10 protein-coding genes are annotated in these 13,580 nt (G+C 56.3%); 4 read left to right on the top strand and 6 right to left on the bottom strand.

All coding sequences use genetic code 11. From position 1 onward, the window contains the following. Nucleotides 1-402 precede the first annotated feature (402 nt). The gene (locus tag QP965_RS07495) at nucleotides 403-2,310 is read right to left on the bottom strand and encodes a fructose-specific PTS transporter subunit EIIC (RefSeq protein ID WP_284844554.1); all 1,908 of its coding nucleotides are present in this window, start codon (nucleotides 2,308-2,310) and stop codon (nucleotides 403-405) included. 95 nt (nucleotides 2,311-2,405) lie between these two features. On the opposite strand from QP965_RS07495, the gene QP965_RS07490 reads away from it, so the two are divergent. Further along, on the top strand, nucleotides 2,406-2,915 hold the full coding sequence (locus QP965_RS07490; protein ID WP_284844553.1) for a 2'-5' RNA ligase family protein: 510 nt from the start codon (nucleotides 2,406-2,408) through the stop codon (nucleotides 2,913-2,915). Here the strand turns inward: QP965_RS07490 and QP965_RS07485 are convergent. The 3 genes from QP965_RS07485 to QP965_RS07475 form a co-directional block, all read right to left on the bottom strand. Next, nucleotides 2,912-4,105 carry an amidase gene (locus QP965_RS07485; protein WP_284844552.1) on the bottom strand — a complete coding sequence of 398 codons (1,194 nt, stop codon included), beginning with the start codon at nucleotides 4,103-4,105 and terminating at the stop codon, nucleotides 2,912-2,914. The genes QP965_RS07490 and QP965_RS07485 overlap by 4 nt on opposite strands. Nucleotides 4,106-4,240: 135 nt before the next feature. Further along, entirely contained in the window at nucleotides 4,241-5,146 is a 906-nt protein-coding gene (locus QP965_RS07480; protein ID WP_284836533.1) for a polysaccharide lyase family protein, read from the bottom strand. 21 nt (nucleotides 5,147-5,167) lie between these two features. Continuing rightward, complete coding sequence (locus tag QP965_RS07475; protein ID WP_284844551.1) at nucleotides 5,168-6,718, bottom strand: alkaline phosphatase D family protein; 1,551 nt, start codon at nucleotides 6,716-6,718, stop codon at nucleotides 5,168-5,170. Nucleotides 6,719-7,184: 466 nt separating this feature from the next. On the opposite strand from QP965_RS07475, the gene QP965_RS07470 reads away from it, so the two are divergent. The 3 genes from QP965_RS07470 (at nucleotide 7,185) to uriH (ending at nucleotide 9,920) form a co-directional block, all read left to right on the top strand. Next, complete coding sequence (locus QP965_RS07470; protein WP_225745844.1) at nucleotides 7,185-7,403, top strand: hypothetical protein; 219 nt, start codon at nucleotides 7,185-7,187, stop codon at nucleotides 7,401-7,403. A gap of 141 nt (nucleotides 7,404-7,544) precedes the next feature. Next, nucleotides 7,545-8,969, top strand: a complete 1,425-nt coding sequence (gene uriT, locus QP965_RS07465; RefSeq protein WP_284844550.1) for a uridine transporter UriT — start codon at nucleotides 7,545-7,547, stop codon at nucleotides 8,967-8,969. A 9-nt stretch (nucleotides 8,970-8,978) separates the two neighbouring features. Next, complete coding sequence (uriH, locus tag QP965_RS07460; protein ID WP_284844549.1) at nucleotides 8,979-9,920, top strand: uridine-preferring nucleoside hydrolase UriH; 942 nt, start codon at nucleotides 8,979-8,981, stop codon at nucleotides 9,918-9,920. A gap of 153 nt (nucleotides 9,921-10,073) precedes the next feature. Here uriH and QP965_RS07455 read toward each other — a convergent pair whose 3' ends face one another. Next, a complete protein-coding gene (locus tag QP965_RS07455) occupies nucleotides 10,074-11,132 on the bottom strand; it encodes a 5-methylcytosine restriction system specificity protein McrC (RefSeq protein WP_284844596.1) in 1,059 nt (352 codons plus the stop codon). Nucleotides 11,133-11,178: 46 nt separating this feature from the next. Then, nucleotides 11,179-13,275 carry an AAA family ATPase gene (locus tag QP965_RS07450; protein ID WP_284844548.1) on the bottom strand — a complete coding sequence of 699 codons (2,097 nt, stop codon included), beginning with the start codon at nucleotides 13,273-13,275 and terminating at the stop codon, nucleotides 11,179-11,181. Nucleotides 13,276-13,580: the final 305 nt, after the last annotated feature.

The raw sequence follows: 13,580 nt of genomic DNA, 5'->3' as shown, positions 1-13,580 counted from the left end.
TATTAGAATATTTGAAGTTGATGTTCCGTATAACTAATTGCTTCTTAGTTATTTCTCGAATTGAGCTAGGAAACTCCTGAAATCCCTCAGTCGGTTGCGTATTTCTCCTCCCCAACGGGGGTGGTTTCTAGTCAGTGTCTTAGATTCTCGGAGAAGCAGTAAGTGCTTGAGTCATGAGGGTGGAGTTTTAAGTCAGGCATAGGCAAACGCGTCCGTTTCTTGGTAGAACCTATAAAGATCGTGAGATTTACTAGGTTTCTTAACCTCTACCTGTCCTTTGCTTCTATGGGTGTTGCCCGGCAGTTGTCTCTCGGCGTCGTTGTGCGCTCGGTGAACGGGGTTTAGAAAGGAATAAGAAAAGCGCCCGGCGATGAATCGCCGAGCGCCACATTGAACGAAGTATTATGCCTTTGCGGGCACTTCTGTCCCTTGAGAAGCTGGGGCAGGAGAAAGAGCCGAGGAAATGATCTCGGCTGCTTCCTTGCGGGTTTGTGCGCCATAAAGCTGGTTGCGGAAGTCTTCTTTCATGATGCTGCGCGCCAGCTTGGACAGCAGCTTGAGGTGTTGCTTGCCGGCATTATCAGGCACAGCGATAAGGAAGGCAAGGTTAGTCGGTTCTTCGCCTTCTCCCCATGTAATACCTTCGGGTAGGCGGGCAAAGGCAAGGGTGGGCACTTTCACGCCGGCCGAGCGTGCGTGTGGAATGGCCACGCCGTGGCCTACCCCGGTAGAGCGGGTTGACTCGCGCTTTAAGGCAGCCCCAGCTACCGCCTCCATATCGGACATGCGCGCGGAGGTGAGCTTCACCATGGAGCGAATGACCTCTTCGCTAGAAGAACCCAGATCTTTATCGAGGCTAATCGTATCGACAGCAACCAGCGGCTTATCCTTGCGCTGCGTCAGTCCCACGAGCAGGAGAATAAGGCCAGCACAGACAGCGATGCCGGCAAGCATGGCGATAAAGAAGCCAACGACGTTATCTACCGCGCCGAGCACCGCGACGATCGGGCCGCCGTGCATGACGTGGTCTTGTGCACCGAAAAGACCGGCGAGCGCGCCGGCTACGGCACCACCGGCAACATTAGCGGGGATAACTTGTAGCGGGCGTGCGGCCGCAAGTGGAATGGCGCCTTCGGTGATGCCGAAAAATCCCATGAACAACGCGGCGATGCCCGCATCATTTTCGGCCTTGGTAAACCAGCGGCGGCGCAGGAGCGTAGCTACGCCCACGGCGAGGGGAGGTACGGCAATCGCACATGCGGCCATGCCCATCGGCGCCGCATTGCCGGCCGCGATCATGCCGCCGCCGAAGAGGAAGGCCGTTTTATTGAAGGGGCCACCCATATCGAAGGCGATCATGGCGCCCAAGATGAGGCCCAGCACGATGACGGAGGAGCCCTGCATTCCAGCGAGATAGTTGGTCATTGCCTCGAACGCGGCCGAGACCGGTGCGCCAATGAGCAAGATGAAGATGAGCCCCACGATGAGCGTGGTGAAAATCGGGATGACGATGATGGGCCAAATCGGTGCGATGAACTTGTGCACCGGAATCTTCTTAATGGCAAGAGCCACATAACCGGACAAAATACCGGTGACAATGCCACCCAAGAATCCGGCACCTGCCTCAGAACCGTAAAGCGAGCCGGTGGTGGCGATGAGTCCGGTAATAAGGCCAGGGGCAAGGCCCGGGCGATCCGCGATGCCCACTGCAATGTAGCCGGAAAGTACCGGGACCATAAGCGAGAACGCCAGGGCTCCGAGCTCATTGACTGTGTTCCAGAAGCTGTCTTCCGGAATCGCCATGCCCTCGGGCGTGGGCGTGCCGCCGATGGAGAGGGCGACTGCAATGAGCAGACCGCCGGTTACCACGAACGGGATCATGTGTGAGACGCCGTTCATCAGTGCCTTGTACAAGGTTTGACCTACGCTATTTTTGCGAGGCGTGTCTTCTTCCGTCTTCTCGGAAGTACCCTCCCAGCGCGTGGCGCTCAAGGATCTGCTGAGCAGTTCCTTCGGGTGTTTGATGGCCTCGTCCACGCCGGTGGCCTCGAGGCGCTTGCCGTGGAAGCGGTCCTTGGAAATGACCGTATCGGCACCAATGACAATGGCATCGGCTTCGTCGATGTCTTGCTTGCTAAAGGTTCCCTCTACGCCGATGGAACCATGAGTTTCAATCTTGATGCGGTAGCCCAGCTCTTGGGCTGCGGCCTCGAGGTTCTCAGCCGCCATATAGGTATGCGCGATGCCCGTCGGACACGCCGTGATGGCGAGGATGAGGGGCGATGACTCTGTAGTGCTCATGGTTCTCATTAAACGGCAATCGTTTGCGTTGACACAAGAGGAGGTTGCCTACTCGATGGCCGGTACGCTGGAGGCACTCCGCTATAGAAAGGGAACGCTCGCTCGTGAGTAAAACATCGCCGGATAATATCTTGCTCTACCTGCCGCAAAAGCAGGAAGATCAGGTGCGCGATATCTTTGCCGGCCTTGCTGAGCGCGGCTTTCCCGTCCAGCAGCAACGCCCGCACATTACGGTCACCTTTTCGCCGCACATGCAGCCGGAAGTGGTGGACTTGGCGGCCCAGCTGCTGCCGGCCGTCATCCCAGCGGATTTCCGGCGGGTAGGAAACGTCATTTTTGGCACCAAGCGTAAACAGACGGTGGCCTGGCTGCTGGAGACCACCGACGAGTTAGAGTTTGCCGCGCGAAAAATCAGCGCCGCAAATCCGGACGGGCGCGGGCCGCGCTGGACCCCGCACCTGACCATGGGCTTGCGCCTGCCGCGCGAGGAGGTCCCCGGCTATATCCAAGCGATGGACGAGCTCACCTCATCGCACTTTAAGGAGCTCACCGCCGTCGAGGCCGCCTATTGGCGCCCGCGCACGCAGGAAAAGACCCTTCTAGCAGGGGCTTAGAGCAGGGCCTGCAGCGCGCGGGCAACGCGCAGGACGGTCAGGTCCTCGCCCGGCTGGCCGACGACCTGCACCGCATCACCCACGCCTTCTTCCTCTTCGCCGCGCAGTGGCACCGTAATGGCCGGCCAGCCGAGCACATTGAACGGCTCGGTCCACCGCCGTAGGCTTGCGGCCGATTCCGCGGTATTGTCCGGGGTGATATCGGACCACTTGAGGGGGCCGGAATCGAGGGTAGGGGTGAGGATAATGGGGGCGTCGGCAAGCAGGGCAAGGGCCTCTTCGCGCAGCTTCTCTACGCCCTGTGCAGCCGCGTCATAGTTTTCCTGGCTGATATCTTCTCCACCCAGAACGCGCTGCAAGATAACGTCTTGGTACTTATCGCGCTGATCCAGCAATGGCCGGTGGACGTCATAGACTTCCTTCAGGCGCATCGGCTCATAGAGCTTGGCCGTAGCGGCGATGGTTTCTTCCAAATCTACGCCCTCGCTGAGTGCAAAGTCCGAGGTTTCCAGCTTCGCCAAGAGTTCAGCAAAGCGTTCGCCTTTGGCCTTAAGCGCGGTGACATCGATGGATGAAATGTCCTGTGCCGCGGTCGGTTCCTCATCCGTAGTGGCGATAAAAGCCTGCTCAATTAGGTCAACGGAGCTGGCAAAGAAACCAATGCAATCGAAGCTGGGGGCAAAGGGGAAGACCCCTTCTACCGGAATCAGCCCGAAGGTGGGCTTAAAGCCCAAAACGCCCTGGCAGGCGGCCGGTACGCGCACCGAGCCAGCGCTATCGGAACCTACTGTCAGGTCGAGCGCACCGCACGCCACTAAAGCGGCGGACCCGGAGCTAGACCCACCGCCGCATACTTCGGGATCGCGCGGGTTGATAACGCGTCCGTACGCGGAGGCATCGCCTAAAATGCCATAGGAAAATTCCTGTAGATTCGCCTTCGCCACCGGCAGCGCGCCCTGGGCCGTGAGACGCTGTACCACCGGCGCGTCTTTCACAGGTGTGCAGACAGCTTTGACCTTGGAGCCACAGGTGGTTGGTACGTACGCCACATCCACAATGTCCTTGAACGCCACCGGCAGCCCCTTGAGGGTCGGCGAAAGATCCACCGCGTGTTCATCAAACGGGATGATGGTAATCACCGCATTATGATTCTGCTGGGCACGGTTTAGGCGATCAGAGACAGTAGGCATAAGGGGAGCTAAATCCTTTCAGCACCGGAGACTAGCGATGCTAGCGAGGTAGATAGAGTATGCAGATGTTACTACCGTACATCAGAAATTGGTGAACAATTTTCCAAGTCTAGGCAAAACACCGTCTGAGTGGTGTCACTTAGCAAAAATCCCCAGTGCATCCCACGCAAGCCAGCCTCCTTCGCGGAGAGTGAAAACCAGCTGGTTTTCTCCTTCCTTTAGGGTATCTTCGGCGAGATCAAACTCGATTGCTGCGGGGCGCAGCGGGGTCGGGTCCCCACTGGCATCGCCTTGGCGCGAACCTTGCGTTGCGCCCTGTGGGAGCTCTACTTGTTTATGAAAGTCATTAACAGTGACGTCGAGAATGCCGCCGAGCTTGGTAGTGTCAACGAGCCATAGCGCCAGTGCCGCCTTCGCGGTGGGCTTATCCAATTTCACCGTCCACTTCAGCGTGTAAGCCTTGCTTCCCGCCCACTTATCGCCGGGGCCGGGGAGAAGGTAGGGGACGTCGGCGGGCGTAGCATCCGGTCCAACAGTGATTGTCTGGTCTGGATGCGCGGTGACGATCTTCTTGTAGTCCTTTGGGGAATACTGAAACTCCGTGCCCTTTCGGTCAAAGGAACCAATCGTGGCTAGCGCTGTGCCAGCAGTGACCGAAGGCAGGGAGGTAGACGTCGCTTTGCCAGAAGGAGAGGACTCAGCACCGGCAGCATCAACCACCTTGACATAATAAGACCACTTTTCACCGACAACATCGCGCCGGGAGTGGCGGAAAAAGGGAAAGATCGTCTTGCCCAACAGCACGTCTACACCATTGGAATCAGTGCCGATGACGCGGTAGTGATCCAAAACGACGTCCCAGGAGGCAGGCTCCCAGGTGACGTAGTTTTCCATGAGCTGCGGTTCTGCCTGAACACCGGTTACGGCCGGCGGAGCAGCAACCGCACCAGGAGCTGGGGTAGAGGAATCCTGGTTAGAAGAACCCTTGCGGGAAGAACCGCGGCGAGAGGAAGAAGAGGAAAGCGAGCTAAATAGTCCCATGATGAATTGTCCTTTCGGGGTTTAGAGGGAGCGCAGCGTGTGCTCGCCGGCATTGGTGCGGAAGGAGAAAGCAGTCTCACGCGGGGCGGTATCATCACGCTCGATCCAAGGCACGACGACGAATTCGGAATCAAGGTGCTCGCGGGAAGCGCGCACCTTGATGTAGCCGCGGCGTTTATCCATGGCCTTCACATATGGCTTTTCCAGCCACTCGGTACTCTTGGAGCCGGCGAAGCCATCGCCATCGGAAGCAATGGAAGTAGCAACCAATTCCACGCCTACAGGTTGGCCGGATTCAGATTGGATTTCGGCAGCGCAGTGCTGATGAATATCGCCGGTGAAGACAATAGGGTCACTGACCTTGGAAAGGGATTCGATAAGCCGGCGACGCGCTGCGGGGAAGCCGTCCCATTGATCGGTGCTATCGGCGATCGGTACGACGACCACGCTATTGACCACCACGTTCCACTGTGCTGGGGAAGTGGCGAGCTTATCGTTGAGCCACTGCTCCTGCTCCGCGCCCAAGATGCTGGCATCTTTCGCAGATTCTTCGCGGTATTGGCGGGTATCGACCAGATTGAAACGCAATAGCGTGCCCACGTCGAAAGAATCGTAGATGCGGTTATTGGGGCCATCGGGAAGCGCGGGCGGGGCAACCGGCAGATTCTCGTAGAAGGCCCGGTAAGCAGCCGCGCGCTGGTAAAGGAAGTGCTCGGCTTTGGTGCCAATCTCGGACCAATTACCGGCGTAGTTATTTTCTACTTCGTGGTCATCCCACACAATCGCCATCGCGGCGCGTGCGTGAGCGGCCTGCAGGTGCTCATCGGACTTAAAGAGCGAGTAGCGCAGGCGATACTGTTCCAGAGTCTCCACCTTTGCCTTGAAAACGTCGGGCACGCTTGCGCCTTGGCGCCAGAGATTATCGCCTTCCAAAATGCCGTACTCGTAGATGTAGTCGCCCACGAAAATCGTCATATCCAGGTCCGGTTCCTGCGCAATGTGTTTCCACGGGGTGAAATAGCCGTGGTACCACGCCTGGCAGGAAGCCACGGTGAAGGTGAAATTATCCACCTTTGCGTCGGGCGTGGGCAGAGTCTTAAACCGACCTACCGGGCTCACCTTGCCATCCGCGCGGAAGCGATAAAAATACTCAGTGGCGGGCTCCAGCCCAGTCACCTGCGGGTGCACCGAGTGCGCCAGCTCTCGTTGAGCTAGGGCTTCGCCGTGCTTGACGACGTCCCCAAACCCCTCATCCTTCGCAACTTCCCATCCCACGCGAACATCGCCGCCGGTCATGCCGCCATGGCCATCCTCGGCCAGCGGTTCAGGGGCCAGGCGCGTCCACAAGATCATCGAATCGTGCCGCGGCGTGCCCGCCGCTACACCTAGGCCAAAAAGATCAGAATCCTGCGGATGATCCCCACCTTGCGACGATCCCCATGAACTCAGACTCGACTGTGCACTCGCCTTGGTCGGTGCATTAATTCCCGCGGCCACTGCTGCTGCAGAAACACCAGCAATCTGCAGGAAATTACGACGATTAAAAGAAGGACGACTATTTGAATCAGACATACAAAGCTCCGTTAAAAGGTCTATAAGGAACTTTTCCAGCCTAAGTAGCCGCAGTGAATCGCTGGTTAATTCTGCGGCAATAGTAAGAGAACGTCAGTAACCACCTCGCTGCCATGGATCGTTCTCTCGGCAGTACTCCGGGGAGTTTGCGTTCACGCAATCCGCCCACCATTTATGTGCTCGCATGTGCTCTTCTTCCACCTCGCCGGTTCGTGTCATCGCTGCGGGCAAATCCGAATCTGAACCCCCGTTCCCGCTGCCCGCCGGGGAGGAACACTGAGATGGATCGGAGACGTAGTGATCCGTTTGCGGGCACCGGTAGGGGTACTTTGACATCTGCTCGTCGTGGAGGTTCTGACATTCTTGCGCCCAACGGATAGTTCCATCGCTGTACCAACCATTGGTGGTCCAGCTACCGCCGCCATAGACGCACTCGGTAAGGGTGGGTTCTGCGGTGGATTCGGCGGTGTTCGTTAGGGGAGCGTCGGCAAGCGAAGGCTCAGTTTCCGATGTCGGCTGTGGCTCCGAAGAGGTCGTTTCCGGGGCAGAGCTTGTGGAACTAGAGCTGATAGTAGAACTATCGGCCGTGCTTGAGGTGCTAGGCGTCGTCGTTTCTTCCGGCTGTGACTCCGGAGAGGAACAGGAAGCTAAAGAAAGTATCACCGTTGCGACAGCGGCGATGTAGGAGAGAATCTTCATAATCTATGGATAGTAGACAATGAGAAAATAGCTGGTGGCGCTAAGTGGGGTGTCCTGCGCAACACCAAGGAAGTTGAGGCATGCTTCCCACTATGGAGCGGAGGATTCATCAACTACATTTAAAGCCATGACTTCCACCACCTCCGAGCCGCCAAAGCTCCAGCCCAGCTCCTATATTCCATTGATGTTCGCACTGCTTACGGCAGTGTTTGCCTTCCAGCTCAATGCGTCGATGCTCTCGCCTGCCTTGGCAACGATGGAGGATGAGCTGAGTGCCACCACCGCACAGATTGGCCTAACACAGACAGCCTTCTTTACGGCCGCGGCACTGTTCTCGCTGTTCCTACCGCGCTGGGGCGATCTCATCGGGCGCAGGAAGGTCCTCGGCGGCATGATGGCGGTTGCTGCGCTGGGCTGCGTGGCTTCCGCCGTCGCGCCAAACGTCGCCGTGCTGCTTATCGGCCGCATCATCCAAGGCGTGGCCGGGCCGACCGTCCCGCTCTGCCTCATCATGCTGCGCCAGCAGGTGCTCAATGAGAAGCAATACGCACTACTGCTGGGCATTGTGACCTCGGTAAATGGTGGTATTGCGGGCGTGGATGCCCTGGCCGGCGGCTGGCTGGCGGGCAACTTTGGCTACCGCTCGGTCTTTTGGACCATGGCAGTACTCTGTGCCATCGCGGTAGTAGCAGTGCAGGTATTTACCAAGGAATCCACGGCCACCGAAACCCCGCGCATGGACTGGGCGGGTGTGCTGCCCCTGGCCGTGGCGCTGGGTTGCGTTCTCACCGCATTCAACGAGGCCGGCAAACTTGCCGAGGCCAATTGGTTCCTCGTCATTATCCTTCTTCTTATCGGTGCCGCCGGCTTCTGGGCCTTCTGGAATGTGGAGAAGAAGGTCGCCGACCCGCTCGTGCCGGTGGCTTACCTTAAGCAGCGCCGCACCTGGGCACTGCTTTCTACCACGCTGCTTACCATGACCGGCGTCTTCGCCGTAATGAACGGCCTCATTCCGAACCTCGGCCAAGACCCAGACGCCGGCGCCGGCATTTCCGCCAGCACCATTTCCTGGGTCACCCTGACCCCGTACGCTCTCGCCGGCCTGGTCTTTGGCCCGATTGCCGGTTGGATGGCCTCCAAGCTGGGCTATAAGTACGTCCTGCAAACCGGCCTCATTGGCACCGTCGTCGGCCTGATTATTTCCATCTTCGTGGTCGGCGCCCCGAACGCATGGACCCTGCTCTTCGTCTCCATTTTCTTGGGCGTAACCTACGCCGGCATTGCCAATATCATGCTCAACGGCCTGGGCATTGTGCTTTCGCCGGCCGATAACCAGGGCTACCTGCCCGGCATGAACGCCGGCGCCTTCAACCTCGGCGCGGGCCTGTCTTTCGCCGTGCTCTTTGCAGTTTCCGGTTCCTTCGAGCACGGCTACCGCGCGGGCATGATCGCCGGCGTCATTATTCTGCTTGCGGCCCTTGCCCTGTCCTTCCTCATTCCTCGCCCCGAGTCCATTGATGACACCGTGGCGGCCGTCAACGCCCGAAAGTAGGCTCGTGGCATGACGCGAAAAATCATTCTGGACTGCGACCCCGGCCACGATGACGCGGTGGCCCTGCTTCTAGCTATGGGCAATCCCACCATTGACCTGTTGGGCATTACCACCGTTGGCGGCAATCAGACCTTGGATAAGGTCTCCCACAATGCCCTGGTGATCAAGGAAATCGCCGGCCACCCGGAGGTTCCGGTGTACGCAGGCTGCGATCGCCCGCTCGTGCGCCCCGTCGAGGTTGCCGAGGCCATCCACGGCTCCACCGGCATGGACGTCGAGGGCGTCCAGCTTCCGGAGCCAAGCACCGCGCTTGCCGACGCCCACGCTATCGACTTCATCATCGACACCATCATGTCCCATGAGCCCGGCGCCATTACCCTGGTGCCCACCGGCCCGCTTACCAATATCGCGATGGCCGCGCGCAAGGAGCCGCGCATCGTCGAGCGCGTCAAGGAAGTCGTCCTCATGGGCGGCGGCTACCACGGGGGCAATTGGTCCCCGGTTGCCGAATTCAATATCAAGATCGATCCTGAGGCCGCCCACATCGTCTTCGAAGAGCCCTGGCCCGTCACCATGGTCGGCCTCGATCTCACCCACCAGGCGCTTGCTACCCCAGAGGTCGAAGCCGAGATTAAGGCGCTAAATACTCCCGTCTCGGAGTTCGTCGTGGGCCTCTTCGGTTTCTTCCGCAAGGCCTACCAGGCCAACCAGGGCTTTGATAACCCACCGGTCCACGACCCGTGCACCATCGCCTACCTCATCGATCCGGACATCGTCCAGACCCGCAAGGCGCCCGTCCACGTCGAGCTCGCTGGCGCACTGACCACCGGCATGACCGTCACTGATTTGCGTGAGCCTGCCGACGCCTCCTGCCACACCCAAGTCGCCACCACCCTCGACCACGCCGGCTTCTGGCGCCTTGTTACGGACGCCCTCAAGAACCTCGCCTAGGCCGACTTCGCCTCGCCCCAGCTGCGCGTCCGCCGCGCGGGACCCCTACTTTCAGCCACGTTATGACTCCTGAACCACCAGTTCGGGGCCATAACGTGGCTGTTTTGTACTCCAACGATTCACCTCTCCTTGGCTTGTGCCTTTGGGAAGCCATTATGGAGTTTCGTGTGGGTCCAATCGAAGGAATTCGAGATTCGGGGCCACAAGGTGAAGCGCTTTCTGACGAAACTCACGAATTGAGGTTTCGAGACTGATGCTAGCGAAAGCTACTGGGTGTCCGTCGAGGAGGAATGAAATCGTCTCATCCTGTAAGTTTCGACCCGAAGAAGCGTAGAGCATGATGCCCTTTGCGGTTTTCCATTCTCCGCCAAGCGCTTCTTGGCTACGTAGGTAGGCGTAAAGCTGATAAAGGTGGGGGCTTTTAAGAGATTCGTTTCCTACGCGGTTCTCAATAAACATATTCGTGAACTTCGCATCAATAACTGTAATGTCACCTTCTGGTGATCGCAGAATGATATCTGTCTGCATGCTCGGTAATTGGCTGGGCGTTTGTTGAGCATTCCAGTGCAACCATTCTCCGCTGCTTACTTTCCAACCGATAGGGCTGAGGTGGTATTGAAACAGACCAAATAGAGCCTTTTCGAAAAGCTTTCGGAGCTCGTGTTGCGTGAGGTGCTTTCTGCTGAATCGAGTATGGGCGTCATCCCCACGCGCGGGCACGGCTAATTCCAAAAGCAGTCTGGCTACTGCAACTGGTTTCTTATCTGCAGGAGACAGCCTTCCACGAGGGAAGGCTGTCGATTTCGGCTTGGAAACTCCCATTTGAGTAAGTCTTCGAGCGAGCACCTTGCACCGGTGCGCAGCATCGCAACTGCTTACGTCTAAGAGCATTTGTGCTGCATATTCGAGGGCGTACTTAAGGAATTGGTTAACTTTGCTATTGATGGTGAGTTCATTGAACTCACAGGCAATGAGTCCCTTTTCGAGGAGTTGGTGGCGAGTGGTTTCGTACATGTCAATTCGGCCTCGCACCCGAGTTATATTTCGTTCGGTAAGGGTGAAACCAATGCTCAATTCTCTCCGAAAACGCCTTTCTACAGCGTCACACAGCATCGTTCCGATTAGCTCCGGAAGCTCAACACCCGCGTCTTCCACCGAGGCGTTGGATATATGACCATCAATAAAAGACTGCGAGGCGTATAGCTGGAGCATCCATACACTTCGAATAGGAACGTATATGTCTTCCGGTTGAGGGGAACTATCCGTTGAGGACATCGAGGGCCTGCTCTCGCTTCGCAGGATTGTCGAACCAATACTCTGCTATGAGCGGCTTGAGATCCGAGGCTACTACCTGGTCAAACCATTCCATAGTTGCATCGAAGGAACTGTCTGCAAGCTTTCGGCGTGGAGTAACAAAGCTGTGTCCGATTAGGTAGTCATCACCGAGATTGAAATCGTCCCGGATCAATTGATTGACCTTTTCGATCCTTCGCGCGATTTCACTGAGAGCCTCGTCATTGCGATTACGATTGGAAACACAAAAATTGCGCCAAGTGGAGCCCAGCTGCGGTACGAGATTAATGAAAGCGAACCTACGACGTAAAGCCATATCTACCATGGCAAGGGACCTGTCTGCTTGGTTCATCGTGCCGATGACGTAAAAGTTATCGGGAAGGAAAACTGCTTCTCCTTCTTTGCTATAAAGCGTGGTAAGCGCATTTTCAGGGTTTCTTTTGTCAGCTTCCAAGAGGGTAAGCATCTCACCAAAAATCTGCGCTGGATTGCCGCGGTTGATCTCTTCAATCACCACTACGTGTGGATTGGAGTCCTCCTTAGCTTTTTCCACTGCTTGGAGGAATGGGCCATCTTTTAGTTCAAGCTTCCCGCTACTGCTGGGACGGAAACCCTGAACGAAGTCTTCATAAGAAGTAGAAGGGTGGAATTGGACGGAGGTGACTACATCTTCCGCGTCTGACTTGCACAAGATATATGCCAAGCGACGTGCAAGCCAAGTCTTTCCCGTACCCGGCGGGCCTTGAAGAATCAGGTTTTTCTTTTCCTTCAGGCGTTCCAGCATTAGTTCGAGATCGTCTTTCGGGATAAAGCATCCGTCTTCGATAATTGCAGAAATGGTATAGACGTCCTCTTCCGACGAAGACTCTACGGTTTGGGCAGTAGCATCGGTTGGTTCTTGGTTGAAAACCCATGCTTCGTAAGACAATTGGGGAAAATTAGCCGGTTCGATCTCGGCAGTAGTAAGCCAATCTCGGATTTCATCGAGTGTAAGCAAATAATCTTTACCCGTCGAAACATTTTTCTGAATATTGATTCCAAGCGCGGAGTCTTGGGCAAGATACTTGGTGATGACTGAATCGAAAGTGAGGAAATAGCGGGGACGTGCCCAGAACAATGCCATGGTGTATGCCGTGATCTGGCGGTCTTTGGTCATCACGTCGAAATCGTGTATAAACTGAGCTCGATTTTCGGGCGTATCCGATTGGCTCACCGCGAGGGCCGAAGCGAAAAGGCTCCAGCTATTCTCCCAAAAACTTAGATTAATAACATCTGACGGCTTCGTAGCAAAGCACGAGCGTAAGTTGTTGAGTTGGGGCAGTCCCGAAAAATCCGTTGGTGCTGGGGCTTCAATTCCGAAGACGGTTTTAAAGGCTTGGCAGATTGCCACCTTATTAGATGTCGAAATTTGCCGGTTAGCAACACCGAGGATGGTAAAAGGATCCATATCAGTAGCGGGCACTTCTTCATCATCTATGTGCCATTTCCATAGGTGCTTGAACCGGAGCGGGCGTCCTGAGATTTCAGCAGTCTCTTTTAGTTTTTCGAGTAGCTCCGCGCGGTTGTTTTTGAAGGCAAGAAGTTTGGTGGCGAGTTCTGCGAAAAATTCCGGCCAGTCAAACGACGGTGACAATGGAGTTTCAGAGGAAAAGTCAGGATCTCCCATGCCTTGGATGACGGACTCTACTCGGTCAAAGGCATGGTTCCGAGAAACTTGGCAGATAGTAAGCAGTGAAGTTAGAGATCGTTGGAGGTCTATTCCTAGGTCATCGCGATTGAAGAAATCGCTTGACCAGTTGATCGGTCGGACGTGCCGCATCTCTTTTGGCTCATGAGGGCGGTACTCGTAATCGCCGGAGACATAGCCAAAATAAACTCGCCCTTTGTGCAACTTGCTCGGCATCAGAACCAGGTCGCCTACCTGCATTTGGTTCTTAAATCGGTTGAGTTGAGAAGCGTAGCTTGTGGATGTTTGTGCTTTGAGATCTGGGTGCTCTCGCACCATCGAGGCCTTGATGGAGTCTAAGGTAGTTTGCTTATTCACCTCTGGGCCATAGTCCATACCGGGAATGCCTAAGTTTGACTCTAGGGCTTCCTTTTCTCGTTCACCTTTGCGGCCTGCGCGTAGCACCCAGAAAAAGTCCGCACTAGATTCTTCAGGAAGCTCCTCTTGCGGGCCCGAATCGACTTTTCGTTGCTTATGCGCTTTGGAAATAAGCTCGTCGATTTCTCGGATCTGATGTTTTCCTAAAGGGTATGGGTTGGAAGCAAGCCAAGTGGCGCCCTCGGGAGGGTGTCAGGAAGTTTGTGTGTGAGGCTCTGATCTAGAAGGAGTTTCACCGATAATGACTACGGTGTCACCGAAGA

The sequence above is a fragment of the Corynebacterium sp. MSK074 genome (assembly GCF_030229735.1).
Taxonomy (GTDB): Bacteria; Actinomycetota; Actinomycetes; order Mycobacteriales; family Mycobacteriaceae; genus Corynebacterium.
This window is presented reverse-complemented; position numbering and strand designations above follow the sequence as displayed.